The organism is Kitasatospora sp. NPDC088742 (genome assembly GCF_055584905.1).
In genome coordinates this window covers 84,068-110,966 of record NZ_JBVJLD010000007.1, presented here as the reverse complement: position 1 = coordinate 110,966, position 26,899 = coordinate 84,068, and the positions used below count along the sequence as shown (strand labels likewise).

Sequence of the window (26,899 nt, the reverse complement as noted above, 5' to 3'; positions counted from 1 at the left end):
GCCCCGGAGTGGGCCTCGCCACACCCGCGGACCCCACCCGACACGCCCGTCCCGCACCGCCGCCAAGCTGTTACCGGACTGTTGACGAGGAGTCAACTGTGCCGTGGCGCACACCGATAGGGTCTACGCGCGCAACCGTTCGCCGACCGGCGTGGTCGCGGCAGCCGCCCGGGAGTGTCCGGATTCTGTCACGACCCGCGCCCGTACGGCGGTCACGGACGGGCGCCGGAGCGGTGATCAGTGCGATACTCGGACAGTTCCGACGGATGGATGACGCGTCAAGAGGCGCGTACACCCGGGGGGACGAGTCCGGGACGGAACGAGGGAGGCGCGGCATGGGAGCACTTCGCGACGAGCACCACAACGGGTGGCTGATGCCCTCCGGCCACTACCCGGCTGCCGTGTACGAGGATCAATGGCCGACCCAGGAGAGCGCCGTGGCGGTGCCCGCCCCGGCGAAGATCGTCTCGCTGAAGCCGACCGGCTTCGAAGCCGCGCGCGCCGTCGGCGAGCACATCCGTTCGGGCACTCCGGTGGTCATGGACGTGACGGAGATGTCGGACGCCGAGGCCAAGCGGATGGTGGACTTCGCCTCCGGTCTGGTGTTCGGCACCATGGGCGGGATCGAGCGGATCGCCCGCCGGGTCTTCCTGCTCACCCCGGCCGACGTCGAGGTGATGGTGATCGACCGTCCGCTCGACGAGACCGGCTTCTACAACCAGAGCTGACGAGGCACCAGCCCCGAGAGGCCCGGCACCCCCGCGACGGGGGCGCCGGGCCTCTCGTCGTCTCCGGTGACCGGGCATTCGAACGCCGTTGCCCGGCGGTGACAGTCGCTTCACAGTTCGCGGACGTGCTGCTGACAGAGTTCTCACATCGCACGGAGCAGCAAGCGGTCGCCTGGTGACAAGGGCTCAACGACCGAAGGGCGTCTCACGGCACCAACCCACACCAGTTCTCGTCTTCCGGGGGGAAGTCACCATGTCCGTTCGTACCCACCGCCGCGCCTCTGTCGCGCTCGTCTGCGCCCTCACCACCGGCGGCACCCTGCTCCTCACCGCCTGCGACCCGTCGCCCGCCAAGTCCGCCGCGCCGACGGCCAACCCGGCCACGGCCACCCCCACCGCCCCGGCCTCGCCGACCGCCACGCCCACCGCGCCGGTCACGCCGACCGCCACCCCGAGCCCCTCCGCCACCGCCACCGCCACGCCGACCGCAGCGGCGCCCGTCGCCGCCCCGTCCGGCACGCCGTTCGACCGGACCGCGGGTACCGGGCTCACCATCAGCAACGGCACCAACCTCGTGGTGGTGAACGGCGGGACGATGGACTTCGGGACCGCCGTGCGCGACCTCAACTGGAGCCCGGACGGCCGACGGGCCGTGTTCGTGGACGGCAACGGCGACCTGGCCGTCAGCCGCCCCGACGGCAGCGTGCGCGCCGCCATCGCGAAGAACCCCGGCGGCCAGACCTGGTCGCACCCGACCTGGCAGGTCGCCAAGGCGCACGACGGTCTCCCGGGCAAGGAGAACATCCTCTTCACCATCACCATCACCAGCAACGGCGTCAGCCGCCTGGCCGAGGTGCCCGCCGGAACCGCCGGCAACACCCCCACCGACCTGGGCCTGGGCACCTACGAGGACGGCCCCGCGCTGCCCCAGCAGGGCAACACCTGGATCAACGGCTCGGACGACCAGGGCACCACGGTCTACGCCAACAGCACCAACGGGACCGTCTACATCCGCGACGACTACCTGCGCCAGCAGGGCGGCCCCATCGCCGCCGGCTCGCAGCCCGCGCTCTCCTCCGACGGCCACTCGGTGGTCTTCGTCCGCGCGGTCAACGGCCACGACCACGTCTTCCGGCAGAGCGTCAACACCACCCAGAAGACCGTGCAGGACCTGACCCCGAACGCCACCACCGACTACACCGAGCCCGCCTGGTCCCGCGACGGCAAGACCGTCGCGGTGCGCACCCCCGAGGGCGTCGCCATCCTGCCGGCCGACGGCTCGGGTGCCCCGCAGCTGGTCTCCTCGGTCCACGGCCTGCCGGCCTTCCGGTCCTGAGACCGACCGGCGATTGGGGGGTGGGTGAAGGAGCGGCGGTGGGGTGCGTGCATCGGCGCCGCCGAGAAGGGGGCCCCTCCCGGCCGAAGGCTGGGATGCCGAAGGCTGGGTGGGGGCACCTCCCGGCCGAAGGCTGGGGGAGAGCCCATGCGGAGCATCGGCGACTGACGAGAAGGTGGCGAAGGGCCCCTCCTGCCCGTTGGCGGGCAAGGAGGGCGCGTGCCCCAACGCCGCGACGCCGCCCCCCAATCGCCGGTCGGTCTGATTCACCCCTGGAGCCGGTCGAGTTCCTCTCGCAGCAGTCCGAGGTGCTCCTCCGACTGCCCGTGCGGCAGGAACTCGACCGGCTCCAGGAAGCGGAACAGCACGTTGGTCGGAGTGATCGCGTACTCGTAGTCGGCGAAGCCGACCACCGCGCCCGTGGCGCCCCGGGCCGTCCCCCGGACCAGATGCTCCGTCAGTTCGTCCGGCTGCTCGGCCGAGACCCCGCGCCGGGCGTTCGGCCGGGCCAGGTACGGGCAGACCATCGAGGCGTACAGCATGCACACCCGGTGCCCCGGCCCTTCCAGGGTCGGGGCCAGGTTGCGATACGGCCGGCCCGCCGCCAGCGCCTCCCCGATCGCCGCGCTCTCGGCCGCCCCGACCACCCGCCACACCGGCCCGGCCGGCATCTCCCGGCCGCAGACCGAGCAGAGCCGGTCCCGCGCGCACTCGGCGCTGCGCCCGTAGTCGGTCAGCGCGAACTGCGGCTCCTCCCCCTCCCACGGCGTGATGGCGGGCACCGGGTACCCACGGTTGTCCTGGGGCCTGGCCGCGACGGAGGACGGCATCGGAACGGCGGTGAAACGCATGCCCCATCCCTATCAGCTCGCGGCGGCCCGCGGACAGCAGAGCCGATGCCCTGATGCTCCGATCTTCCGATTGAGACATCAACGTCTCATCTGAGCTACACTCGCCCCATGGCCACTGACCGCGACTCCGTGCTCGAAGCCGCCGTCGGCGTGCTCTCCCGCCGCCCGACCGCCCACCTCGACGAGATCGCCCGCGCCGCCGGGATCAGCCGTGCCACCCTGCACCGCACCTTCCCCGGCCGCGAGGCGCTGATCCGCGAAGTCGGCGCGCTCAGCCTGCGCAAGTTCGCCGCCGCGCTGGACACGGCCGCGATAGAGAGCGGCAGTCCCGAGGCCGCCCTGCGCCGCCTGGTGGACGCCGTCGTCCCCGACGCCGCGCTCTGCGCCTTCCTGGCCGGAGAGAACCAGCTCTTCGACGACCAGGAGATCAACGACCTCTGGGAGGTGCAGGACTCCCGGGTCCGCGCGCTCTTCCTCCGTGGCCAGCAGGAGGGCGTGTTCCGCGTCGAGCTCTCCGCCGGCTGGCTCAGCGAGGCCTTCTTCGACCTCGTGGCCGGCATCGGCTGGGCCGTCCAGGACGGACGCCTCGCCCCCCGTGACAGTGCCTACTCGCTCGCCGAGCTCTTCCTCGGCGGTGCCCTCAGGAGCCCTGAACAGAAATGAGCACCACCCACTCCGCCCGTTCCCGCTGGCTCGGCCTCGGCGTCCTGGTACTGGCGGTGACCCTGGTCGCGCTCGACGCGACCGTGCTCTCCCTCGCCCTGCCCTCGATCAGCGAGACCCTGCACCCCAGCGGCACCCAGCTGCTCTGGATCGGTGACGCCTACTCCTTCGTGCTGGCCGGCCTGCTGGTCAGCATGGGCGCGCTCAGCGACCGGATCGGCCGCAAGAAGCTGCTGCTGATCGGCTCCACCGCGTTCGGCGCGGCCTCCCTGCTGGCCGCGTACTCCCCGAGCCCCGGCTGGCTGATCCTGGCCCGCGCGCTGCTCGGCATCGCCGGCGCCACCATCATGCCCTCCACCCTCTCGCTGATCCGCAGCCTCTTCCCGGATGCCCGGGAGCGGGCCACCGCGATCGGCATCTGGGGCGCGGGCGCCACCGCCGGCGCCGCGCTCGGCCCGGTGGTCGGCGGCGTGCTGCTGGAGCACTTCTGGTGGGGCTCGGTCTTCCTGCTCAACCTGCCGGTGCTGGCCCTGCTGCTGGTGCTCGGCAGCTGGCTGCTGCCCGAGTCGAAGGACCCCGACCCGGGCCGCTGGGACGTGCTCAGCGTGCTGCTCTCGATGACCGGTGTGATCGGCGTGGTCTACGCGGTCAAGGAGGCGGCCGCCAACGGCCTCGGCCACTGGCCGATCCCGGTGACCTTCGCGCTCGGCGCCACCGCGCTCACCGTCTTCGTCCGCCGTCAGCTCCGGCTCCCCTCCCCGCTGTTGGACGTCCGGCTCTTCGTCAACCCGCGCTTCACGGCGGCCGTCCTCTCCTCCCTGACCTCCCTCATCGGGCTGTCCGGCGTGATCTTCTTCATGTCGCAGTACCTCCAACTGGTGCGCGGGTACTCCCCCCTGACGGCCGGTCTGGCCGAGCTGCCGGCCTTCGTCGGCGCCGTGGCCGGCGGTCTGCTCACCGCCAAGCTGGCCCGCCGGGCCGGCGTCCGGGTCACCCTGGCCGGCGGCCTGCTGGCCATGGGCGCGGGCATCGCGGTGCTCGGCTGGGCGCACCAGGGCAGCCCGTACCTGCTGCTCGGCGCGTCCTTCCTGGCCGCCGGCGCGGCCGAGGGCATCGTCTACACCCTCTCCGCCGACCTGGTGCTCACCGCCGCGCCGCCGGAGAAGGCCGGTGCCGCCTCCGCCGTCTCGGAGACCGCCTACGAGCTGGGCACCGCCCTCGGCATCGCCCTGCTCGGCTCCGTGGTCACCGCCATCTACGCCGGCTCCCTGGTGATGCCGGCCGGCACCGAGGCCCTCACCACCGAGGCCGGGCAGTCGATCGGCAACGCGGTGCAGGCCGCCTCCACCGTCCCCGCCGAGCTGGGCGACCAACTCACCGCCGCCGCCCGCACCGCCTTCGTGCACGGCATGAACGTGGCCGCGATCGCGGCAGCCGCCCTCCTCCTCGCCGCCTCCCTCTTCGCCTGGTGGAAGCTCCGCGGCCAGGACCGGACGGCGGCGGCCGGCCACCCCGCCGACCACCTGGTCCACTGACCCGCCCGCCGAGCCCCTCCGACCTCACGTCAGGGGGCTCAGCGGTAGCGGTAGTCGAGTTCCATCTCGGCCCAGACGACCTTGCCGTGCTTGGTCTGGCGGGTGCCCCAGCGGTGGGCCAGTTCGCTCACCAGGTGCATGCCGCGGCCGCCCTCGTCCTGCTCGGCGGCGGTCCGCAGCTGCGGTGCCTGGCCGCCGGAGTCTGCGACCTCGACGGTGAGGGTGCGGTCGCGGAACAGGCGCAGGCGGCGGGGTGCCTCGGCGTGCAGCAGGGCGTTGGTGACCAGCTCACTGACCATCAGCTCGGCGAAGTCGGTGAGCTGGGTCAGCCCCCAGGCCCGCAGGGTGTCCCGGGTGAACTTCCGGGCCCGGCCGGGGGCCGGGCCCGCGCCGTCGAGGTGGAGGGTGGCGATCCGGTCGGAGGGGATCGGCAGCGCCCGGGCCATGATCATGGCGATGTCGTCCTCGGTGCCGTCGCTCACCAGCGCGGCCAGCGCCGCGTCGCAGCTGGCCTCCAGGGTGCGGCCGCGCCCGGAGAGCACCTGGGCCAGCAGGCCGATGCCGTGGTCGATGTCCTCGCCCCGGCGCTCCACCAGGCCGTCGGTGTACAGGGTCAGCATGCTGCCCTCGGTGAGGGTGAACTCGGTGGACTCGAAGGCCACCCCGCCGACCCCGAGCGGCACGCCGGGCGGCAGCTCGATGGCCCGGGAGACCCCGTCGGGGCTGACCTTGACCGGCGGCAGGTGCCCGGCCGAGGCGATCGTGCAGGTGCCCTCCACCGGGTCGTAGACGGCGCAGATACAGGTGGCGAACTGGCCCTCGCCGATGCCCATCGCGGTCTCGTCCAGCCGGGTCAGCACCTGCTCGGGCGGCATGTCCAGGGTGGCCAGGGTCCGTGCCACGGTGCGCAGCTGACCCATCGTCGCGGCCGCCCGGATGCCGTGGCCCATCACGTCGCCGACCACCAGCGCGACCCGGCCGCAGGAGAGCGGCACCACGTCGAACCAGTCGCCGCCGACCTCGCTGACCAGGCTGCTGGGCAGGTAGCGGTAGGCGATCTCCAGGCCGAGGGTGCGGTGGATCTCCTGCGGCAGCAGGCTGCGCTGGAGGGTGAGCGCGGTCTCCCGCTCGCGCCGGTAGAGCCGGGCGTTGTCCAGCGCGATGGCGGCGCGGGCCACCAGCTCCTCGGCCAGCGCCACGTCGGCGGCGGAGAACGGCTCGGGGTTGCGCATCCGGACGAACTCGGAGCCGCCGAGCACCATCCCGCGGGCCATGATCGGCACCATCAGGTAGGAGTGGATGCCCGCCCGCACCCCGGGCGCGACCCGGTCGGGCTCGGCCACCAGGGCGGCCAGCACCTGCTCGTCCACGTGCGGGCGCAGCAGCGGGCGGCCGCTGCGCAGGCACTCGGTGTAGGTGCGCTTGGAGTCGTACTCGGAGGTGGTGCCGACGGCGTCGGCGGTGCTGGTCATGCCCGCCTCGTAGGCCTCGCCGACGGCGACGGCGCGCAGCTTGACCCCCCGGTCCGGCTGCAGTTGTGACGGTTCCTCACCCCGCAGCACCGGCTCCAGCAGGTCGACGGTGGCGAAGTCGGCGAACCGCGGGATGACGGCCTCGACCAGTTCCTCGGCGGTGCGCTGGAGGTCCAGGGTGGTGCCGATCCTGGCGGTGGCCTCGGCCAGCAGGGCGAGCCGCTCCTGGGCCCGGGAGGCGCGGGCCTCGGCCTGGAAGCGCTCGGTCACGTCGATGATCGAGGAGGAGACGCCGAGCACCTGGCCGGTGGAGTCCTCCAGCCGGAAGTAGGAGGCGGACCAGGCCCGGTCCCGGCGCGGGTCGCCGGGGGTGCGGCCGTGCGAGCGGGCGTCCACCACCGGCCGTCCGGTGGCCAGGACCTGACGCATCACCGCCTCGATCTCCGAGGAGTTGATGCCGGGCAGCACGGCGTTGATCCGGCGGCCGAGGTGCGCCTCGACGGGGAGGCCGTTGATCCGGGCCAGCGCGTCGTTCAGCCGGACGTAGCGCAGCTCGGTGTCGTAGACGGCCATCCCGATCGGGGACTGCGCGAAGATGCCGTCCAGCACCGAGAGGTCGCCCTCCACCTGGCGCAGCGCGCCGAGGTCGGAGGCGGTGGCCAGCAGCAGCCGCTCTCCGCCGGGGCCGGTGATCGGGTAGGTGCGGAACTCCAGCTCGACCCGGTGGCCGTCGCGGTGCCGCACCTCGTACACGCCGGACCAGCCCTTGCCGGCCATGATCCGACGGAACAGCTCCTGGGCGGGCCCGCGCTCGGTGTCCGGGATCAGCAGCCGCCCGGCGTAGGCGCCGACGGCCTGGTCCGCGGTGTACCCGGTGAGCGCCTCGGCGTCGCCGCTCCAGTGCAGGATGCGGCCGTCGCCCTCGATCAGGGCGGTGGCCAACGGCACCAGCCGATGACCCGTCAGACCTGGCTGGGCGGCGCCCGCCGCCTGGCCGGTGCCGTCCGGTGTGTTCCGCTCGCTGCCTTGCATGATCAGGGGATCACCTGTCAGGTACGTTCCCCGGCCGGGCCGGGACGGATCGGCTCCCCACCAGACTGCACGTCCCCGGGTGCGGGTGCGACTGCTGGTCCGTCAGGTGGAGTACGTGGAGGGTCGGTCAGGGTGCTGACCGGGGCACAGGCTACGACAGCGGACGCCCGTTCGGACATGGTCGTGCAGCACCTTGGACAAGCTGTGACCTGCCGGGCCACGGTCCGGTCACGGCCTCAGCCGCTCCGGTCGTCCTTGAGCACCGCGTCCAGCGTGCGGGCCCACTGCCGGACCACGCCGGAGCGGCGCGGGCCGTCGTCGGTGAGCAGGTTGGCCAGCCCGAGGCCGCGGGCCAGGTCGAGGGTGGCCTGCACGGTCTCCCGCACCCCCGGGTGGCCCTCGTCCGCGCCGAGGAACTCGACGGCGGCGCGGTGCGCCTCCCGGCCGATCTGGTTCTCCAGCGCGACCAGGCGCTCCCGCAGCGGCTGTTCGGTGGCGGCGGCCACCCACAGGTGCAGCGCGGCCCGGAACAGCGGCCCGGTGTAGAGGTGGACGATCAGCTCGACCACCGCCTCGGTCCGCCTCTGCTCCGGCGGCGCCAGCGCGTCCAGACGGGCGCGCAGCGCCGCCAGCCGCTCGGCCGCGACGTGCTCGACGGCGGCGGTGAAGAGGTCCTCGCGGGTACGGAAGTGGTGCTGGGCGGCGCCCCGGGTGACGCCGGCCCGCTCGGCCACCACCGCGACGGTGCTGCCCTGCCAGCCGACCTCGGCCAGGCACTCCACCGCCGCCTCCAGCAGACGGCGGCGGGTGGCCCGGCTGCGGTCCTGCTGGGGCATGCGGGAGGTGGCTTGGGTGGTCATGGCGGCCTCTCTGCCAGGTCCGTGGTCCCCGCCGATCCTGCCAGACCGGCGGGAACCTCCCGGGCCCGCCCCTGCTGAGTGGCCGTCAGCTCCGGCGCTCGCGCAGCTGCCGGCGCAGGATCTTGCCCGCCGCCGACTTGGGCACCGCGTCCAGGAACTCCACCGCCCGCACCTTCTTGTACGGGGCGACCCGCTCGGCCACGTACGCGCTGACCTGCTGCTCCGTCAGCCCGCTGCCGGGCGCCCGGACCACGAAGGCCTTGGGCCGCTCCTCGCCGTCCTCGCCGCGCACCCCGATCACGGCGGCGTCGGCCACCTCGGGGTGGGTGAGCAGCAGCGCCTCCAGTTCGGCGGGGGCGACCTGGTAGCCCTTGTACTTGATCAGCTCCTTCACCCGGTCCACCACGAACAGGTAGCCCCGCCCGTCCACCAGACCGACGTCCCCGGTGTGCAGCCAGCCGTCCGGGTCGATCATCGCGTCGGTCTCGCCCTTGCGGCCGAAGTACCCCCGCATCACCTGCGGGCCGCGGAACAGGAGTTCGCCGCGCTCACCGGCCCCGAGGTCGGCGCCGGAGCCGTCCAGGTCGACCACCCGCAGCTCGGTGGAGGCGACCAGCTTGCCGACCGTCCCGGCCGGCGGGTCCTCGTCGTCCAGCGGCACCACGTGGGTGACGGGCGAGAGCTCGGTCATCCCGTAGCCCTGGTGTATCCGGTCCAGCCCGAGCCGCCGGGCGGCGGCCTCGGCCAGCTCGGCGTCGAGCGGGGCGGCCGCGCTCAGCACGTAGCGGACGGAGGAGAGGTCGTACCGGTCCACCAGCGGGTGCTTGGCGAGGGCCAGCACGATCGGCGGGGCGGCGAAGACGCCCTCGATCCGCTGGTCCTGGATGGTGCGCAGGAACTGCTCCAGGTCGAAGCGGGGCAGCACCACCACGGTGGAGCCGCAGCGCAGCGGGTGGTTGAGCAGGGCGGTGAGGCCGTAGATGTGGAAGAACGGCAGCACGGCGAGGATCCGCTCGCCCCGGCCGGTGGCGTGCACCGAGTCGGTCTGGAGCAGGTTGCTGCTGATGTTGCGGTGGCTGAGCATCACGCCCTTGGGCAGGCCGGTGGTGCCGCTGGAGTAGGGCAGCACGGCGATGTCGGTGGCCGGGTCGATCTCCGGGCGGGGCGCGGGGGCGGTGGAGGCGATCAGGTCGGTGAGGGAGCGGTGGCCCTCGGCCCGGTCGCAGGTGAAGATCTCGGTGACCGGCACGCCCTCGGCCGCGACCGCCTTGGCAGCCTCGACGGCGACCGGGAGGAAGGCCGAGATGGTGATGATCCAGCGGGCGCCGCTGTCCTTCAGCTGCCCCGCCAGCTCGGCGGCGGTGGTCAGCGAGCTGACCGTGGTGACGGTGGCCCCGGCCCGGGTGGCCCCGTAGAAGGCGATCGGGTAGGCGATGGTGTTGGGGCTGTAGAGCGCGATCACGTCGCCCTTGCGCACCCCCGCCTCGGCCAGCCCGGCCGCGAACCGGAGGCTGGCGCCGTCCAGTTGGGCGTAGCTGACGGACTCCCCGGTGATGCCGTCCACCAGGGCCGGCTGGTCGGGGTGCTCGGCCACGTTGCCGAGCACCGCGTCGTGGATCGGAAGGTCGAGCGCTTCGATCTCGGGGTAGTCACTGCGGAACACCATGCGGTCCTCCAAGCCGGGGGTGGGTGGTGCGGGCCCTCCAAGAGTGCCGTCACCGCGCCCTTCCCGACAGAGGCCCTACCTGCCCCGGCCGGCCGACGCTCCGTCAGGCCGGGTCGAAGGCCTGCGGGTAGACGAAGTCCCCGCGCAAGGACGGCTGGTAGGAGGCCAGCGGCCGGACCTGGAAGAACCGGCCCCAGGCCGGGTCGGGCGCGTTGACGCCCAGGTCGGTACTGCGGCGGAAGCCGTACCGCCCGTAGTACTCCGGGCTGCCGAGCAGGCCCACCAGCGGCTCCCCGAGCGCGTCCGCGCCCCCGATCACCGCGTGTACCAACGCCAGCCCCACGCCCCGCCGTTGGTGCCCCGGCAGCACGCTGATCGGGCCGAGCCCGACCACCGGCACCCCGCCCACATGGGCCCGGCTGCACACCACGTGCCCGACCACCTCGCCGTCCGGCCCCTCGGCCACCATCGACAGCTCCGGCATCCAGGCCGGCCCGGCGCGCAGCTGGTCCAGCACCTCCACCTCGTACGATCCGGCGGACTCGTTCTCGGCAAAGGCCGCGGCGGTCACGGCCCGGACGGCGGACACGTCCGCTGGGGTCTCTCGTCTGATCAGCACCGGCACAGTGTGGGCCCGACTCCGGTGCGCCGCAAGGGATTTACCCTCCCTCCCGGCCCGCATCACCGCAGCTCCGATACCCATGGGGGTATAGTTGCCTCGAAGCCCCCACCCCCCGAGGAGTCACCCATGTGCCGACGCACCACCTGCCGCACCTGCGGCAAGGCCACCCACGCCGGCTGCGGCCTGCACGTCGAGCAGGTCCTGGCCGGCATCCCCAAGAACGCCCGCTGCGACTGCGACCCCTCCACCCGCAAGGGCCTGCTCGCCCGCCTGCTCGGCCGCTGACAGCACCCCTCCCCGCGATCCGCCCCGCCCCCGGTTGCTATATTGAACGCGTTCAACACCTGGCCCGAACCCGGGGGACCGCCATGGATGTCGTCGCACGCGTCGTGATCACCTCGCTGCTGAGCTGGGCGTTCCTCGTCGTCCTGTACGTGCTGCCGGGCATGCTGCTGCCGCAGTGGACGTACTACCTCTACTCGCCCTTCACCGCCGGGCTGTGGTTCCTCTCCCTGCTGTTCGGCCCGGTCCTGGGCTGCGCGCTCAACAACGAGTGGATCCGGGACGGCCGCGCCTGACCCGCCGTCAGGCGCCCGGCACCGGCGGCGGGAGGGGCGTGTCCCAGTCCAGCAGCCGGAGCAGGGCCTCGTCGGGGCGGGTGGAGGGGCGGGCGGAGTCCTCGGGCGGCGGTGCGTCCTGGGGCCGGGTGCCCGCCGCCGGGCGGCTCGCGGTGAGGCGCGCGCTGGTGGCGGTGTTCCGTTCGGCGCGGGGGCGGCGGTGGTGCTCGTAGGTGGCGAGGGCGCTCTCGGCCGACGACCCGTCACGGAGGGCCTTGGCCAGCACCACCGCGTCCTCCAGCGCCATCGAGGCCCCCTGGCCGGTGGCCGGGGAGGCGGCGTGCGCGGCGTCCCCGATCAGCACCACCCGCCGGCCGCGCCAGGGGCCCCCGGCCGGCAGGTGCAGGGCGTTGGTGACCATCAGCTCCTCACCCGTACCCGCCACGATGTCCGCGCAGGGCGTCCGGTCCGGCCGCAGCAGCGGCTCCAGCCACGCGCGCCACTGCGCGGGGCCGGTGCGCGCCCGCTCCTCCTCGCCCACCGGCGGCCCCGCCACCCGGGCGAACCAGAACGTCCGCCCGCCCGGCGATACCAGGTAGCCGAACGCCACCTCGCTCCCCCGCACCATGGTGATCAGACCGGGCCCGGAGACCGGCGGCGGCGCGGCCGTGCTGTAGCCGTAGAACACCCGCTGCCCGGCGTACTCGGGGCCGGCCCCGTCCGGGTCGAGCCATCCGCGCACCGCCGAGCGCAGCCCGTCGGCCCCGACCAGCAGGTCACCCTCCACCGTCGAACCGTCCGCGAAGTGCGCCGTCACCCCCTCCCCGGTCTCGGAGACGGAGGTGAGCCGGGCGCCGTGCCGCAGCGGGATCCCGCGCCGCCGGACCTCGTCCTGGAGCACCGCCCCGAGCTCGGCCCGCCGCAGACAGCGGTACCGGGCCAGCGGCAGCTCGGTCTCCCCGAGCGGCACCGAGGCCAGCGCCGCGCCGTCCGCGTCCCGCACCTCCATGGCGGTGACGTCGAACCCGGCGCCGGCCACCGCCCGTTCGGCGTCGAAGCCGGCCAGCGCCCGCATGCCGTTGCTGGCCAGGGTCATGAACGCGCCGATGTCCTCGCCGGTGTCCGGATGGGCCTCGTGCACCACGGGCCGGTGCCCCGCCTTGTGCAGCGCCAAGGCCGCCGCCGTCCCGGCGATCCCGCCTCCGACCACCACGATCCGCGCCATCCGCCGCCCCTCCCGCCGTGTCCCGGTCACCCGTCCTCCCATCCTGGCAGAGCCGCACCGCCGCCGTGGTCGGTTGACGAACCGTCACCACGCCGAGCGGCTCGTGCGGCGCCGGCGTCCAGGGTGGCGAGCGCCGCCCGCAGGCGTTGCGCCGCCTCGTCGGCGACGGGGGTCAGCTCCGGGCGGCCGGTGAAGCCGACGAGCAGCTGCGGGTCGGCGGCCTCGACGACCGTCCGGCCGTCCTCCGTCCGCACCACCACGTTGCACGGCAACAGCAGCCCGATCCGGCGGTCCACCGCCAGCGCACGGTGCGCGAGCGGCGGGTTGCATGCGCCGAGGACGAAGTAGTCCTCCATCTCCTCGCCGAGCTTCGCCCGCAGGGTGGCCCGCACGTCGATCTCGGTCAGCACGCCGAACCCCTGCCCCGCCAGCGCCTCACGCACCCGCGCGACGGCTTCCGCGAACGGGACGTCCAGTGTGACGGCCAAGCCCTGCTCCATGGTCCTACTCCGTTCATCTCCAAGGCTCCGACTTCGTCCACGATACCCCAGGGGGTATCAGAGCAGCCGTTCCCCCGCGCCACCCGGCTCCGTACGGGTGGAATCGCCGGACGTCTCCCAGGGCCCGTCCGCCCTCCCCCGCCTCCGGTGTGAGCGTGGGCAGGCAAGGTTCCCCTCCCGGAAGTGAGGCCGTCCCGCCCATGCGACGCACCCCCGCCCGCAGGCTCGCCACCGCGCTGCTCACCCTCTCCACCCTGCTCCCGCTCGCCCTCGCCGCTCCCCCGGCCCAGGCCCAGCACCACCCCACCGCCCTCCGCCCCGCCGCCGCCATCTCCAGCGCCGGCCTCGACCCGGCCCTGGTGGCCCGTCTGGACGAGGCCATCGAGCGGGTCCGGCAGGAGACCGGCACCCCCGGCGTGATCGCCGGCCTCTGGCTGCCCGGCCGCGGCGAGTACCTCCACACCTTCGGCGTGGCCGACAAGCAGACCGGCGAGCCGATGGACCCGGCGATGCACTTCCGGATCGGCAGCGAGACCAAGACCTTCACCATCACCGCCCTGCTCCAGCTGGTGGACCAGGGCCTGGTCGACCTCGACGCGCCGATCTCCACCTACCTGGAGGGCGTGCCCTGCGGCGACCAGGTGACCATCCGTCAGATGGCCGAGATGCGCAGCGGCCTGTACTCGTACACCTTCGACGACACCTTCGTCCACGACTTCCTGGCCGACCCCGACCGCGCCTACACCCCGCAGGAGCTGGTCGCCTACGCGTTCAAGCACGACAACGTCTTCCCGCCCGGGACGGAGTTCCAGTACTCCAACACCAACACCGTGCTGCTCGGCCTGGTGGTGGAGAAGCTCAGCCACCTACCGCTGGACGACTACATCCAGCGGTACGTCACCGGCCCGGCCGGCCTGGAGCAGACCGTCTTCCCGCGCGACGCCTCGTTCCGCTCCCCCTACGCGCACGGCTACACCAACCAGACCCTCAGCGGCCAGATCGAGGACTCCACGCACTGGAACCCGAGTTGGGCCTGGGCGGCCGGCGCGATGTACTCCGACCTCTGCGACCTGCGGCACTGGGCGAAGGTGCTGGCCACCGGTGAGCTGATCTCCCCCGCCACCCAGCACGAGCGTGAGAAGTTCCTCCCCGTCCCCGGCCTGTCCGACGGCGGCTACGGCCTCGGCCTGTTCGCGACCCACGGCTGGATCGGACACGACGGCTCCCTCCCCGGCTACGAGAGCGTCACCATGTACCTCCCCGAGGCCGACGCCACCATGGTCATCCTCATCAACACCGACGTCCTCCACGACGGCCACGAGCCCAGCGGCCTCTTCGCCAAGGCCGTCACCGAGATCGCCACCCCGGACCACGTCTACACCCTCCCCACCAAGCCCTGACCACCCCTCAACCGACCTGCGCTCCCACCCCCTCCCGGTCCTCCCCGCCGTCCCCGCCGTCCCCGCCGTCCCCGCCGGCTCGGAAGGCACGGCGGTACGCGGCGGGGGTGGTGCGCAGGGCCTCGTGGAAGCGGCGGCGCAGGTTCACCGCCGAGGAGAGGCCGACGCGGTGGGCGATGGTCTCCACCGGGAGGTCGGTCTCCTCCAGCAGGGCGCGGGTGGCGGCCAGGCGCCGGTCCAGCAGCCAGCGGCCGGGGCTGATGCCGAGCTGTTCGGTGAAGCGCCGCGTCAGCGTCCGCGCGGAGATCTGGGACCGCTGCGCCATCTCCGCCACGCTCACCGGCTGGTCCAGCCGCCCGGACAGCCACTCCAGCAGCGGCGCGAGCGAGTCCGCGACCGGCCCTTCGCTCGGCAGCTCGGCGTACTGCAACTGGCACCCCTCCCGGTGCGGCGGCATCACCAACTGCCGTGCGATCCGCAGCGCGTGGGCCGCTCCGTGGTCGGTGCGCACCAGGTGCAGACAGAGGTCCACGGCCGCCGCCGCACCGGCGCTGGTGGCCACGTCCCCGTGGTCCACGTAGAGCACGGCCGGATCGACCCGCACCCGCGGATGACGGACCGCCAGCTCCGCGGCCCGCGCCCAGTGCGTCGCCGCCCGACGCCCGTCCAGCAGCCCGGCGGCGGCGAGCACGAACGCCCCCGAGCAGAGCCCGACGACCCGCGCGCCACGCCCGTGCACCCGCCGCAGCGCCGCGCACACCGCCTCCGACACCTCCGCTCCGCCCCAGCCGGGCACCAGCACCGTGTCCGCCCGCTCCAGCGCCTCCAACCCGGCGGTGACCAGCAGGTCGTAGCCCGCCTCGCTGCGCACCGCCCCGGGCCGCTCCGCACAGACCTCGAAGGCGTAGCGGTCCGCGTGGTTCCCGAACACCACCGAGGCACAGCCCAACAGGAAGGCCGACTGCGGGGGTTCGAGCAGCGCGACCACCCGGTGCGGCGCGGTGGACTTCTCGGTCCGGCTCGTCGTCATGGCGGGAAAGTACCCTATCATGTCGTTCCGGACACTGGGGTGCTCTCCCGGTCCAAGCCAAGATCGATCCCGTGACCACTGCACAGCTGACCCGTCCAACCGTCCAACCTCCCTTGTGGGACCGGCGGTTCACCCTCTACTTCACCGCCCGGTCCGTCTCGCTCCTCGGCGACGCGATGATGCCGGTGGCCGCCGCCCTGGCGGTCGGGGCCCTGTACGGGGTGTCCGGCGTGGGCGCCGTCCTCGGCGCCTGGACGGGAACCTTCGTCCTGCTCGTGCTCTTCGGCGGAGTCCTCTCCGACCGCTTCGGCGCGCGGCGGATGATGGTCGGGGCGGACCTGGTCCGGGTCGGCACCCAGGGCGTCCTGGCCGCCGCCTTCTTCGCCGGCCCGCCACCCTTCTGGCTGCTGGTCTCGCTGGCCTCGGCAGCCGGTGCGGCGGTGGCGATGTTCCTCCCCGGCGTCAACGGCATGGTCCCCCTGGTCGCCCACGACCCCCACCGCGCCAACGCCACCCTCAAGGTGGCCGACGCCCTCGCCCACCTCCTCGGCCCGGCCCTGGCCGGCCTGCTGCTCGCCCTCACCAACGCCGGAGCGGTCTACGCGATCGACGCCGCCACCTTCCTGCTCAGCGCCCTCTGCCTGGCCTTCCTCCGCCTCCCCGACTCCCCGTCCATTCCCCGCACTTCGCTCCTCCGCGACCTACGCCAAGGCTGGCGGGAGTTCCGCGACCGACCGTGGATGTGGTCGGTCATCCTGATCTGGCTGTTCTACGGCCTCCTGCTCTTCGGCCCCCTGGTCCCGCTCAGCTCCGCCCTGATCGGCGCCCGCCTCGGCCCCGACACCTACGGCCTCACCGTCTCCTTCCTCGGCGTCGGCACCGTGCTCGGCGGGCTGCTCGCCCTCCGCCTGCGCCCCACCCGTCCCCTCGCCGCCGGCGCCGCCGTCCTCGCCCTCTACACCGCCCTCCCCCTCGGCGTCGCCCTCACCACCTCCCTCCCGCTCCTCCTCGCCGCCCACACCCTCGGCGGCGCCGCCCTCGCCTTCTGGTCCGTCATGTGGGCCACCAGCGTCCAGACCCACACCCCGCCCACCGTCCTCAACCGCGTCTCCGCCTACGAACTCGCCGGCTCCATCTCCGGCATCACCCTCGGCCAACTCCTCGCCGGCCCCGCGACCCGACTGGCGTCACCCACAAGCCTCTTGTTCGTCTCCGCCGCCACCTGCCTCGCCGGCGCCGCCGCCCTCCTCGCCATCCCGGCCGTCCGCACCCTCCGCCGCGCACCGTGAGCCGCAGGCGCCTCGGGTACTGGCAGACTCTCCCGGAACGATCTACGGGGGGACATGGACATCGTCGAGCAGGAGATCACCGGCGCCCTGGAGGGGGTGCTCGTACGTCCGGCCGCAGGTGCCCGGGCCGGGGTACTCGTCCTGCACGGCTCCTACGGTCCCGGCACGGTGGAACGCTGTCGGCTCCTGGCGCGCACCGGGTTGGTGGCTCTGGGGCTCCGCTGGTACGGAGGCGAAGAGCAGCCACCGGGGATCTGCGAGGTCCCGGTCGAGACGTTCACCCGTGCGCTGGACCGGCTCCAGGCCGAGCGGGTCGAGCGGCTCTCGGTGCTCGGCCTGTCCAAGGGAGCCGAGGCCGCACTGTGCGGGACCACCTGCTGGCACATGGCGCCCGTCTCCCGGAGCGGAACGCCGAGCCGGCGCACGGTCGGACGGAGCAGCGCAGGTGGTGGCAGCCCGCCCGCCCGGGTCAGGCACCACCGCGGCACGGCGCGAACACCTGGACCACCTGGACCACCTGACCTGGGTAACCTGCCTGCCATGGACGACACTTCAGTGGCGCGGTTCTACGACCAGCTCGCCGACGACTACCACCTCATCTACGGCGACTGGGAGGGCTCGGTGGTCCGCCAGGGCGCCGCGCTGGACGCGGTGATCCGTTCGGCCCTCGGCCCGGATCCGGCCACGGTGTTGGACTGCGCGTGCGGGATCGGGACCCAGGCGATCGGCCTCGCGCTACGGGGCCACCGAGTGACGGGCACCGACCTGAGTGCTGCCGCCGCCGAGCGGGCGGGGCGGGAGGCGGCACAACGCGGGCTCGAACTCCCCACCCGGGCCGCCGACATGAGGGCCCTCCCGTTCGAGGACGGCACGTTCGACGTCGTCGTCTGCGCCGACAACGCCCTGCCGCACCTGCTCACCGCGGAGGACGTCCGCACGGCGCTCGGCGAGATGCGCCGCGTGCTGCGCGGCGAGGGCCTGCTCCTGGTCAGCACCCGGCCCTACGACCAGATCCGGAGCACCCGCCCCGCCTCGACGGCCCCTCAGGTCAACGGGTCGGGCAGCAGCCGGACCGTCACCTTCCAACTCTGGGACTGGCACGAGGACGGCGAACGCTACGCCCTGGAGCACTTCCAGCTGCTCCCCGAGGACGGTGGCTGGGACACCAAGGTGCGGCGCACCACGTACTGGGCCCTCACCCAGCGGCAACTGACCGACCTCGCCACCGAGTCGGGCCTCACCGCCCCCGCCTGGCTCACCCCCGAGGAGAGCTCCTTCTTCCAACCCCTGCTCACCGCACGGGCACCGCGCTCCTGAACCACGACAGCCCCCGCACCCACCCCACCACGGGGCCGGCACGGAGGCTGCTCCTCCACCCGACGGGCCGTCAGACCGCGCCGAACTCCCCGGCGGCGACGGCCCCGGCGAACGCCGCCCACGCACCGGCGGGGAACACCAGCGCCGGGCCGTCCGGGTCCTTGCTGTCACGGACGGGGACGACGCCGCGGGCGGCGGCCTCCCAGCGGTCGGAGTAGGCGGGTTCGTCGTAGGCGCTCAACTCGGCGGCGCAACCCGCCGCGAGCAGCGCGAGGTCGGCCTCCCGGTTGATCCTCGGCGAGACCCGGCCGGACAGCCCCACCACGGCGATCCCGAGGACCGCCCGCAGACCGGCCGAGGCGACCAGCAGGCCCGACGACGGTGCGGCGGCCCGCAGGTGACCGCCGACCGGGCCGGGCGCCAGCAGCGCGGCGAGCGTCCCGGTGGTCGCGTACAGGGCGAGCGCCTCGAACACCCCCGACAGCACCTGGCACACCAGCAGCCAGCCGGCCGCCCTCCGGTCCGCCGCCCAGGCCAAGGCCATGGCCCGGCGCACCAGTTGGCCCGGCCTGTCATGTGATCCTCATCTCCGACCGCGCCCGGCGGGGGCGGGCGGCCCCCACCCTGCGGTAGAAACGTTCCGCTCGACCACTGCCACAGGGGGAACCATGAAGAACCGCAGCACAGTTGCCGTCCTCGCCGCCACCGCCGCCACGCTCCTGCTGGCCGGCTGCTCCGACACCCAGGAGCTGTCCTACGGCAGCGGCGCCAAGAAGGACAACATCGAGGTCAGCGTGGAGCGGGTGGTCGCCGGGAGCACCGCCGACCTGTCCGTGCTCAAGGACGCGTCCAAGTACCAGGGCCGCACGCCCTACTACCTGCACTACCGCGTGACCAAGACCGCCGACGGGGACGTGACCAGCCCCTCCTTCGACGTCACGGCGGGCGGCGACCTGCTGACCCGGCTGAGCATCATGCCCGCCTTCCCGGAGCCGATCGTCGGGGCGGACGGGAAGCTCAGCTACAAGGAGACACCGAAGTTCGACAAGTGCCTCGACTCGCACGACTCGGCCAAGTTCAAGCAGGCCGGAGCGGGCGAGAGCTACCAGGCCTGCGTCGTCTACCTCTCCGCCACCGGCTCCACCGCCACGCCCTCCAAGGTGGAGTGGGTCAAGGGCGGTCTGCTGCGCCGCAAGGACGACGAGGCCTTCGCCGTCTGGAAGTGAGCACGAGAGAGCATGAGAGAGCCCGGTGGCCTGACGGTCGGTCAGGCCCACCGGGCCGGTGTGCGCGGCAGGCGCGGCAGGCGCGGCGGGCGCGGCAGGCGGGTCACTTCTCGCAGGTGATCCCGTCACCGTCGCGGTCGAGCGCCGGCCGGTAGCCCGGCTCCCCTCGGTGGAGCGGCGCGGCACCGGCGGCCTTGGCGGCCGTGCAGTTGGCGTAGTACGCCGAGCCGCCACCCTTGGGCGCCTCGGTCGGCGCCTCGGCCCGGGGCGCGGCGGGCGGCGTGGTCGCCACCGCGCGGGGCGCGGCGGGCGGCGTGGTCGGGGCGGGCTCCGGCGTCGGAGCGGCGGTAGCGGCCGGCACCGGTTCCTGGCTCGGGGCGGTCTCCTGCACAGGGCTCGGACTCGGGCTCGGCGCGACGGTCGCGGTCACCGTGGCGGTGGCGGTGGCCGTGGCGCTGACCGTCGCCGTGGTGGTGGCGGACGGCGTCCCGGGCGTGCCGGTGTCCTTCTCGGTGGGCCCGATGATCGCACCGAGCCAGATGAGCGAGGCGAAGACGCACCAGACGGTCAGCAGCACCTTGGCCACCACGTTCAGGCGGCGCGAGCCCCAGAGCCAGACGGCCGCGATCGGGGGCACCAGGACGAGGGCCGCGACCCGCACCAGTCGGTTGGCGAAACTCCGGGGTCCGGGCGGCGGCGGGACGGACGACGGGACGGTCGGTGGGGCGGGCTGATCGTACGGATTCACTGCAGGTCCATCGTTCGGGGTCGGACGGCGTTCCGTGGAACCGTACGTGCGGCCCCTGCCCCGGCGGACGGGCCCGAAGTCCCCGATCCGCCGTGCGCCCGGTCACAGGAGCCGGTCGCCGGAGCCGCTCGCCGGGGCGTGACGAGACGTCATTTCAAACCGTTCCGGGAAATCGTCCAGTTCGTCGACTGACCGTGTCCCGCCCGCCATCCTCGCTGGCCAGCGGCACCCAAAGTCCGGAAGACCGTTGACAAGACGCCGACATGACAAAGAATATGGGGGCCGCGCCGCGCATTCCGATTCCCATGCAAGGACGACCGAAATGATCCACGGGCCGAACCTGCCCGAAGGCGCACGCCGAGTCCCGTACGAGTTCCCCGGCGTGCCGGATCACCGGAGCCCGCTGCGGTACCTGTGGTGGCTGACGACCAGTCAGCGCCGCCGGGTGCTGCTCGGGACGGTGCTGGGCACCGCGTGGATGTGCGCCCTCATGCTGCCGCCGTACCTGCTGTCGCGGGCCATCGACGACGGGCTCCGGGCGCGCGACGAACGGATGCTGTTCCTCTGGACCGGGGCCCTGGTGGCCGCCGGGGCCGCGATCGCGGTGCTCGGCATCCTGCGCCACCGCACCATGACCAAGGTGCGGATCGACGCGGCCTACCGGACCGTCCAGGTGGTCACCCGCCACGTCACCGCGCTGGGCGCGGCGCTGCCCCGCAAGGTCTCGGCCGGGGAGCTGACCCACCTTCAGGCCGGCGACGTCGGCCGGATCGCCCAGACCCTGACCATCACCGGGCCGGGCGTGGGCGCGGTGATCGCGTACGCGGCCACCGCCGTCCTGCTGGTCCGGATCTCGGGGGTGATCGCCCTGGTGGTGCTGCTCGGTGTGCCCGCGCTGGCGCTGGCCGTCGGCCCGCTGCTGGGCAGGCTGCACGGCGCGGAGGGCCGCTACCGGGAGGACCAGGGCGCGCTGACGGCGCTGGCCGGGGACATGGCCTCCGGGCTCGGGGTGCTCAACGGGATCGGCGGCAAGCCGCTGTTCGCCCGGCGGTACCGGGAGCGCTCGCAGGCGCTGGTGCCGCTCGGGTACCGGATCGCCGCCCTGACCAGCTGGGTCCAGGCGCTCACCGCCTGCCTGCCGATGGTCTTCCTGGCGGCGGTGACGTGGATCAGCGCGCGGATGGCCGCCGGCGGCGACATCACGGTGGGCGAGCTGGTGGCGGTCTACGGCTACGTCGCCACCCTGCTGGTGCCCGTCTCCTCCTTCATCGAGGGCGCCGACGACCTGCCCCGCGGGCTGGTCTCCGCCCGCCGGGTGACGGCCGTCCTGGCGCTCGCCCCGGACCCCGCGGACCACCGCGCCCGCCTCGACCCGCCGCCCGCCCCCGCCGCGCTGCACGATCCCGGATCGGGCCTGACCCTCGCCCCGGGGAAGCTGACGGCCCTGGTCGCCGCCCGCCCCGAGGAGCCGGCCGCCGTGCTGGAGCGCCTGGCCGGCTACACCGGCTCCGAGGCCTCCTGGGGCGGCCACCCGCTCTCCGGGTGGGACCGCACCGCGCTGCGGCGCCACGTGCTGCTCACCGGGAACGACGCCTACCTCTTCCCCGGCCGCCTCGGCTCGGCCGTCTCCGGCAGCACCGGCCGCGGCGACGCGGAGGTCCTGGAGGTGCTGCGGGCGGCCGCCGCCGAGGACGTCGTCGAGGCGCTCCCCGACGGTCTCGACACCCGCCTGGAGGACCGGGCCCGCAACGTCTCCGGCGGCCAGCGCCAGCGCCTGCAGCTCTCCCGCGCCCTGCTCGCCGACCCCGAGGTGCTGCTGCTGGCCGAGCCCACCTCCGCCCTCGACGCGCACACCGAGGCCACCGTCGCCGCCCGGGTGGCGGCCCACCGCGAGGGGCGGACCACCCTGGTGGTCACCACCTCGCCGCTGGTGCTCGACCGGGCCGACGAGGTGGTCTGGCTGGTGGACGGCACGGTCCGGGCCACCGGCCCGCACGCCGAACTGCTGGCCGCCCGGCCCGACTACGCGGCCCTGGTGTTCCGCGGCGAGGCGGAGCCCGGCACCGCGACCACCGACGCGACCGAGACCACGACCACCCCGCCGCTCCCCGAAGGAGAGTCCCGATGAGCCGCTCCGCGGAGGCGCCCCGCCTGCCGGTCGCCGATGCCAGGACGGTCCGCCGGGCCTGCCGTCAGCTGCTCCGCGAGGACCCGGGCGCCTTCGCCGCGATGCTGCTGCTGACCTGCCTGGCCGCGGCGGCCGGTGCCGCCGCCCCCTGGCTGCTCAGCCGGATCGTGACCGGGGTCGAGGAGCACGGACTCTCGGTCTCCGGCGTCGACCGCCTGGCCGCGGCGGTCCTCGGCTTCTCGCTGGCCCAGCTGCTGCTGACCCGCTGGGCCCGCCTGCTCTCCCACCGCTTCGGCGAGCGCGCGCTCGCCCGGCTGCGCGAGGAGGTGGTGGAGAGCACCCTCGCGCTGCCCGGACGGACCGCCGAGGCGGTCGGCACCGGTGACCTGGTCACCCGCACCACCGTCGACGTCGCGACCGTCGCGGCCACCCTGCGCAACGCGGCCCCGGACATGTTCATCGCGGCCGTCCAGGTGGTCTTCGTGTTCGCCGCGATCTTCCTCCTCGACCCCGTGCTGGGGCTCTGCTCGCTGCTGGGCCTGCCGGTGGTGCTGGCCGTCAGCCGCTGGTACCTGGCCCGCTCGCGGGACGCCTACCTCGCGGAGGGCGCGGCCGCCGGCGAGGTCGCCGAGATCCTCGGCTCCACCGCGCAGGGCGCCCGCACCATCGAGGCCTACGGGCTGCGCGCGCTGCGCGACGAGGCCCTGGACCGGGCCGTCGACACCACCTACCGGGCCGGGATGCGCACCCTCTCGCTGCGCACCGTGCTGTTCCCGCTCACCGAGTTCGCCCACACCCTCCCGCTCGCGCTGGTGCTGACCGTGGGCGGGCTGGGCTACCTGGACGGCGCGTTCCCGCTCGGCGTGGTGGTGGCGTCCGCGCTGTACGTCTGGCAGCTGGTCGACCCGCTCAACCAGATGCTGATCTGGGTCGAGCAACTCCAGCGCAGCGGCGCCTCCTTCGCCCGGATCAAGGGCGTCGGCCTGGTCTCGGCCCGCTCCGACGGCCCGGTGCCGACGCCCGTGGACGACCTCATCGAGGTCAAGGGCGCGGCGTACTCCTACTCCCCCGGCCAGGAGGTCCTGCGCGACCTCGACCTGCGGGTCCGGCCCGGCGAGCGGCTGGCCGTGGTCGGCCGCTCCGGGGCGGGCAAGTCCACCCTCGGCAAGCTGCTCTCCGGCCTGGACGCCCCGGACCGGGGCCACGTCCTGGTCGGCGGCGTGCCGGTGGCCGAGCTCGCCGCGGCGGGCACGCTGGGCAGCCGGATCGTGCTGATCACCCAGCAGCACCACGTCTTCATGGGCACCCTGCGCGACAACCTCACGATGGCCGCGCCGGAGGCCGACGACGAGGCGGTGCTCGCGGCCCTGCGGTCGGTCGAGGCCGGCTGGGCCGCCGACCTGCCGGACGGCCTGGACACCGTGCTCGGCTCCGGCGCCCTGGAGCTCGACGCCGCCCGGGCCCAGCAACTCACCCTGGCCCGGGTCCAGTTGGCCGACCCGCACACCCTGATCCTGGACGAGGCCACCTCCCTGCTCGACCCGGCGACGGCCCGTCAGGCGGAGCGGGCGGTCGCCTCCGTCCGGTCCGACCGCACCGTCGTCTCGATCGCGCACCGCCTGCAGACCGCGCACGACGCCGACCGCGTCGCCGTCATGGAGGACGGCCGGGTGGTCGAGCTCGGCACCCACGACGAACTGCTCGCCGCGCAGGGCCCGTACGCGGAGCTCTGGCGGTCCTGGCGGGGCCGCGGCTGAGCACCCGTCAGGCTGAGCACTCGTCAGAGCGGGCCCCGGGCGCACCGGGCCCCGCAGCAGCGCCGTGCGCCCACCACCCCCGGGCGCCTGATCCATCCCGGTCCCGTCGGTGCCCCGTTCCCGACGACCGGTCCGAACAACGTTGGGAAGTGACGTCATGAGCGACACCTCGGCCCACGGCACGGCCGCGGACACCCTGCCCGGCCTCTTCGCCGCCCAGGTGGCCCGCACCCCGGAGGCCGTGGCGCTGGTCAGCGCCGGAACGGCCGTCAGCTACGCCGAACTGGACGCCAGAGCCGGCCGGCTGGCGCGCGCGCTGGTGGCCGAGGGGGCCGGGCCCGAGACGATCGTGGCGGTCTCGGTGCCGCGTTCGGTGGAGCTGCTGGTCGCCCTGTACGCCGTGCACAAGGCCGGGGCCGCGTACCTGCCGGTGGACCCGCTGCTGCCCGCCGAGCGGGTGCGGGAGATGACCGAGGACGCGAGGCCCCTGCTGACGCTCGGCGTCGAGGACGTCCGGCGGTTGTCGGAGCAGGGCGGGCCCGCCGACGGCGGCCCGCTGTCCCCGCCGCTCCCGTCCAACACCGCCTACGTCATCTACACCTCCGGCTCCACCGGCCGTCCCAAGGGCGTGGCCGTCACCCACGAGGCGATCGTCAACCGGCTGCGCTGGATGCAGGCGGAGTACCCGCTGGGCGCCGACGACCACGTCCTGCAGAAGACGCCCGCCGGGTTCGACGTCTCCGTCTGGGAGTTCTTCTGGCCGCTGTGCGTGGGCGCGCGGCTGGTCCTGGCCGGGCCGGACGAGCACCGTGACCCGGCCAGGATCGCCGAGCTGATCCGGGCCGAGCGGATCACCACGGTGCACTTCGTCCCGTCGATGCTGCGGCTCTTCCTGGAGGAGCCCGGCGCGGCCGGGTGCGGCTCGCTGCGCCGGGTGTTCGCCAGTGGCGAGGCGCTCTCGGGCGCCCTGCGGTCGCGCTTCTTCGAGGTGTTCGGCGCCGAGCCGCAAGGTGCCCGGCCGCACGCTGTCGAGCTGCACAACCTGTACGGGCCCACCGAGGCCGCCGTGGACGTGACCTACTGGCCCTGCGGCCCCTCCGACCCGCCCGGCCCGGTGCCGATCGGCACTCCGGTCTGGAACACCCGGATGCACGTCCTGGACCAGGACCTGCGGCGGGTCGCGCCCGGGGTGACGGGCGAGCTCTACATCGCCGGCGTCCAGCTGGCCCGGGGGTACGTCAACCGGCCGGGGCTGACGGCCGAGCGCTTCCTCCCCGATCCGTACGGCCCTCCCGGCAGCCGGATGTACCGCACCGGCGACCTCGCCCGGCAGGACGCCGACGGCGTCCTGCACTACCTGGGCCGCAACGACCACCAGGTCAAGGTGGGCGGGGTCCGGATCGAGCTCGGCGAGATCGAGTCGGCGCTGGCCCGGCACGAGGCCGTCGCGGACGCGGTGGTGACGGCGGGTCCGGACGAGAACGGGGAGACCAGGCTGACCGCCTACCTGGTGCCCGACCCGGTCCGGGGCGCCGCGCTGCGGAACCTGTGCCGAATGGAGGCGGCCGGGGAGCTGGACCGCGAGGAGCTGCACGTCCTGCCGAACGGGATGGCCGTGGTGGCCCCCAACCGCGCGGAGGCGGACTTCCTGCACCGGGAGGTGTTCGAGGAGGACGAGTACCTGACGCACGGCATCGAGCTCCCCGCGACCGGGGCCTGCGTCTTCGACGTGGGCGCCCACATCGGCTTCTTCTCGCTCGCGGTGGCCCGCTCCCGCCCGGGCAGTGTGGTCCACGCCTTCGAGCCGATACCGGAGCTGTTCCGGATGCTCGGGCTCAACACCCGGCTGCACGGCGTCGACGCCAGGCTGCACAACTGCGGGCTCGCCGAGGCGGCGGGCAGCGCCTCCTTCACCTACTACCCCCAACTCTCCATCATGTCGGGGCGGTTCGGTGACGCCGAGGAGGAGCGCGGCGTGCTGGAGGCCTTCGTCCGCAACGAGCGCCAGGTCCGGGAGGGTCTCCCGGAGGGCGCCGCGGCGGACCTCGACGGTCTGCTCACCGAGCGGCTGCGGCACACCGAGGTGACCTGCGAGCTGCGCACCCTCTCGGACGTCATCGACGAGACCGGGGTGGAGCGGATCGACCTGCTCAAGATCGACGCGGAGAAGAGCGAGCGCGAGGTGCTGCTCGGCCTCCGGCCCGAACACTGGCCGCTGGTACGGCAGTTGGTGATCGAGGTGCACGACACCCCGGGGCGGATCGACTGGATCCGCGCCCACCTGGCGGAGCGGGGGTTCCGGGTCACCGTCGAGGGGCTGTCGATGCTCTCGGAGACCGGCCTGGTCACCGTCTACGCCCTCCGGGACAACCACCCGGAGACCGCCGCGCCCGAGCCGGCCGAGCAGACCGAGCCGGGCTGGTCGGCGCCCGAGCTGTTCGTCGAGGACGTCCGGCGCGAGGCCGAGCTGCGGCTGGCGCCGCAGATGACGCCGCATCGGTTCATGGTCCTCGACGCGCTCCCGCTGACGGCCAACGGCAAGCTCGACCGGGCCGCCCTCCCGGCGCCCCGGCGCCACCGGGCCGGCCCGGCCACCGCTCCGCGCGACGCGACCGAGGAGCTGCTGCGCTCCCTCTTCGCCGAGGTGCTCTCCGCCCCCGGGGCCGGCATCCACGACGACTTCTTCCGGCTGGGCGGCAACTCCTTCGACGCGATCCGCCTGGTGGGCCGCGTCCGCGAGGCGCTGGGCGGCACCGTGACGGTCGGGATGCTGTTCAAGGCCCCGACGGTGGCCGGCTTCGCCGGACTCCTGGCCCGGGCCTGAGCAGAAACCTGAGCAGAAAGGGGGGAGGCCCCGGGTCCGTCAGCACGGACCCCGGGGCGCCCCCCATTGTGCGTCCGCTCAGCCCCCCCGCCCGGACAGCCGCGAGCGGGCCCGGGGGGCGGGGCCGCGGCGG

At 73.9% G+C, this 26,899-nt stretch carries 21 protein-coding genes and 2 pseudogenes; 13 read left to right on the top strand and 10 right to left on the bottom strand.

Features of this window, described 5'->3' with window-relative positions; translation table 11 throughout:
• The first annotated feature begins 335 nt into the window (after window positions 1–335).
• Both ACZ6ZR_RS09040 and ACZ6ZR_RS09035 read left to right on the top strand, forming a co-directional pair.
• Complete coding sequence (locus ACZ6ZR_RS09040) at window positions 336–728, top strand: cell division protein SepF (RefSeq protein WP_465640920.1); 393 nt, start codon at window positions 336–338, stop codon at window positions 726–728.
• 253 nt (window positions 729–981) lie between these two features.
• Window positions 982–2,064 carry a TolB family protein gene (locus ACZ6ZR_RS09035; protein ID WP_465640918.1) on the top strand — a complete coding sequence of 361 codons (1,083 nt, stop codon included), beginning with the start codon at window positions 982–984 and terminating at the stop codon, window positions 2,062–2,064.
• Window positions 2,065–2,330: 266 nt separating this feature from the next.
• On the opposite strand, the gene ACZ6ZR_RS09030 is transcribed toward ACZ6ZR_RS09035, so the two are convergent.
• A complete protein-coding gene (locus ACZ6ZR_RS09030; RefSeq protein WP_465640916.1) occupies window positions 2,331–2,915 on the bottom strand; it encodes a hypothetical protein in 585 nt (194 codons plus the stop codon).
• Window positions 2,916–3,023: 108 nt separating this feature from the next.
• On the opposite strand from ACZ6ZR_RS09030, the gene ACZ6ZR_RS09025 reads away from it, so the two are divergent.
• Both ACZ6ZR_RS09025 and ACZ6ZR_RS09020 read left to right on the top strand, forming a co-directional pair.
• On the top strand, window positions 3,024–3,578 hold the full coding sequence (locus ACZ6ZR_RS09025) for a TetR/AcrR family transcriptional regulator (protein ID WP_465640915.1): 555 nt from the start codon (window positions 3,024–3,026) through the stop codon (window positions 3,576–3,578).
• Complete coding sequence (locus ACZ6ZR_RS09020) at window positions 3,575–5,113, top strand: MFS transporter (RefSeq protein ID WP_465640913.1); 1,539 nt, start codon at window positions 3,575–3,577, stop codon at window positions 5,111–5,113. Before ACZ6ZR_RS09025 ends, ACZ6ZR_RS09020 begins: the two co-directional genes overlap by 4 nt.
• 38 nt (window positions 5,114–5,151) lie before the next feature.
• Here the strand turns inward: ACZ6ZR_RS09020 and ACZ6ZR_RS09015 are convergent, their stop codons facing one another.
• The 4 genes from ACZ6ZR_RS09015 to ACZ6ZR_RS09000 all read right to left on the bottom strand — a co-directional run bounded on the left by ACZ6ZR_RS09015 (window position 5,152) and on the right by ACZ6ZR_RS09000 (window position 10,762).
• Entirely contained in the window at window positions 5,152–7,617 is a 2,466-nt protein-coding gene (locus ACZ6ZR_RS09015; protein ID WP_465640911.1) for a SpoIIE family protein phosphatase, read from the bottom strand.
• A gap of 236 nt (window positions 7,618–7,853) precedes the next feature.
• Window positions 7,854–8,477: a TetR/AcrR family transcriptional regulator gene (locus ACZ6ZR_RS09010; protein ID WP_465640909.1), complete on the bottom strand. Its 624-nt coding sequence runs from the start codon at window positions 8,475–8,477 to the stop codon at window positions 7,854–7,856.
• Window positions 8,478–8,562: 85 nt separating this feature from the next.
• A complete protein-coding gene (locus ACZ6ZR_RS09005; protein ID WP_465640908.1) occupies window positions 8,563–10,143 on the bottom strand; it encodes an AMP-binding protein in 1,581 nt (526 codons plus the stop codon).
• Between the two features lie 103 nt (window positions 10,144–10,246).
• On the bottom strand, window positions 10,247–10,762 hold the full coding sequence (locus tag ACZ6ZR_RS09000; RefSeq protein ID WP_465640906.1) for a GNAT family N-acetyltransferase: 516 nt from the start codon (window positions 10,760–10,762) through the stop codon (window positions 10,247–10,249).
• Between the two features lie 129 nt (window positions 10,763–10,891).
• Between ACZ6ZR_RS09000 and ACZ6ZR_RS08995 the strand changes: the two genes are divergently transcribed.
• Complete coding sequence (locus ACZ6ZR_RS08995; RefSeq protein ID WP_465640904.1) at window positions 10,892–11,050, top strand: hypothetical protein; 159 nt, start codon at window positions 10,892–10,894, stop codon at window positions 11,048–11,050.
• An 83-nt stretch (window positions 11,051–11,133) separates the two neighbouring features.
• Entirely contained in the window at window positions 11,134–11,343 is a 210-nt protein-coding gene (locus ACZ6ZR_RS08990; RefSeq protein WP_465640902.1) for a hypothetical protein, read from the top strand.
• Between the two features lie 7 nt (window positions 11,344–11,350).
• On the opposite strand, the gene ACZ6ZR_RS08985 is transcribed toward ACZ6ZR_RS08990, so the two are convergent.
• Window positions 11,351–12,577, bottom strand: a complete 1,227-nt coding sequence (locus tag ACZ6ZR_RS08985; RefSeq protein WP_465640900.1) for an FAD-dependent oxidoreductase — start codon at window positions 12,575–12,577, stop codon at window positions 11,351–11,353.
• An 83-nt stretch (window positions 12,578–12,660) separates the two neighbouring features.
• Window positions 12,661–13,047, bottom strand: a pseudogene (locus tag ACZ6ZR_RS08980) (DUF302 domain-containing protein); the annotation flags it as partial.
• 200 nt (window positions 13,048–13,247) lie between these two features.
• Here ACZ6ZR_RS08980 and ACZ6ZR_RS08975 point away from each other — a divergent pair.
• Window positions 13,248–14,447: a serine hydrolase domain-containing protein gene (locus ACZ6ZR_RS08975; protein ID WP_465640898.1), complete on the top strand. Its 1,200-nt coding sequence runs from the start codon at window positions 13,248–13,250 to the stop codon at window positions 14,445–14,447.
• Between the two features lie 7 nt (window positions 14,448–14,454).
• Here ACZ6ZR_RS08975 and ACZ6ZR_RS08970 read toward each other — a convergent pair whose 3' ends face one another.
• Entirely contained in the window at window positions 14,455–15,477 is a 1,023-nt protein-coding gene (locus ACZ6ZR_RS08970) for a GlxA family transcriptional regulator (RefSeq protein WP_465640896.1), read from the bottom strand.
• A 71-nt stretch (window positions 15,478–15,548) separates the two neighbouring features.
• Between ACZ6ZR_RS08970 and ACZ6ZR_RS08965 the strand changes: the two genes are divergently transcribed.
• Together ACZ6ZR_RS08965 and ACZ6ZR_RS08960 are read left to right on the top strand one after the other, a co-directional pair.
• Window positions 15,549–16,766 (top strand): MFS transporter, encoded by a 1,218-nt coding sequence (locus ACZ6ZR_RS08965; RefSeq protein WP_465640895.1) that lies wholly within the window; start codon window positions 15,549–15,551, stop codon window positions 16,764–16,766.
• Window positions 16,767–17,306: 540 nt separating this feature from the next.
• On the top strand, window positions 17,307–18,083 hold the full coding sequence (locus ACZ6ZR_RS08960) for a class I SAM-dependent methyltransferase (protein ID WP_465640894.1): 777 nt from the start codon (window positions 17,307–17,309) through the stop codon (window positions 18,081–18,083).
• A 70-nt stretch (window positions 18,084–18,153) separates the two neighbouring features.
• On the opposite strand, the gene ACZ6ZR_RS08955 is transcribed toward ACZ6ZR_RS08960, so the two are convergent.
• On the bottom strand, window positions 18,154–18,627 hold the full coding sequence (locus ACZ6ZR_RS08955; protein ID WP_465640892.1) for a DUF397 domain-containing protein: 474 nt from the start codon (window positions 18,625–18,627) through the stop codon (window positions 18,154–18,156).
• 124 nt (window positions 18,628–18,751) lie between these two features.
• On the opposite strand from ACZ6ZR_RS08955, the gene ACZ6ZR_RS08950 reads away from it, so the two are divergent.
• Window positions 18,752–19,309 carry a hypothetical protein gene (locus tag ACZ6ZR_RS08950; RefSeq protein ID WP_465640890.1) on the top strand — a complete coding sequence of 186 codons (558 nt, stop codon included), beginning with the start codon at window positions 18,752–18,754 and terminating at the stop codon, window positions 19,307–19,309.
• A gap of 103 nt (window positions 19,310–19,412) precedes the next feature.
• Here ACZ6ZR_RS08950 and ACZ6ZR_RS08945 read toward each other — a convergent pair whose 3' ends face one another.
• On the bottom strand, window positions 19,413–20,057 hold the full coding sequence (locus ACZ6ZR_RS08945) for an excalibur calcium-binding domain-containing protein (RefSeq protein ID WP_465640888.1): 645 nt from the start codon (window positions 20,055–20,057) through the stop codon (window positions 19,413–19,415).
• A 322-nt stretch (window positions 20,058–20,379) separates the two neighbouring features.
• Between ACZ6ZR_RS08945 and ACZ6ZR_RS08940 the strand changes: the two genes are divergently transcribed.
• From ACZ6ZR_RS08940 to ACZ6ZR_RS08930, 3 genes and pseudogenes are all read left to right on the top strand, one after another.
• The gene (locus ACZ6ZR_RS08940) at window positions 20,380–22,185 is read left to right on the top strand and encodes an ABC transporter ATP-binding protein (protein WP_465640886.1); all 1,806 of its coding nucleotides are present in this window, start codon (window positions 20,380–20,382) and stop codon (window positions 22,183–22,185) included.
• Window positions 22,182–23,942 carry an ABC transporter ATP-binding protein gene (locus tag ACZ6ZR_RS08935; RefSeq protein WP_465640884.1) on the top strand — a complete coding sequence of 587 codons (1,761 nt, stop codon included), beginning with the start codon at window positions 22,182–22,184 and terminating at the stop codon, window positions 23,940–23,942. Before ACZ6ZR_RS08940 ends, ACZ6ZR_RS08935 begins: the two co-directional genes overlap by 4 nt.
• A gap of 163 nt (window positions 23,943–24,105) precedes the next feature.
• Window positions 24,106–26,766: pseudogene (locus tag ACZ6ZR_RS08930) on the top strand (amino acid adenylation domain-containing protein); the annotation flags it as partial.
• Window positions 26,767–26,899 lie beyond the last annotated feature (133 nt).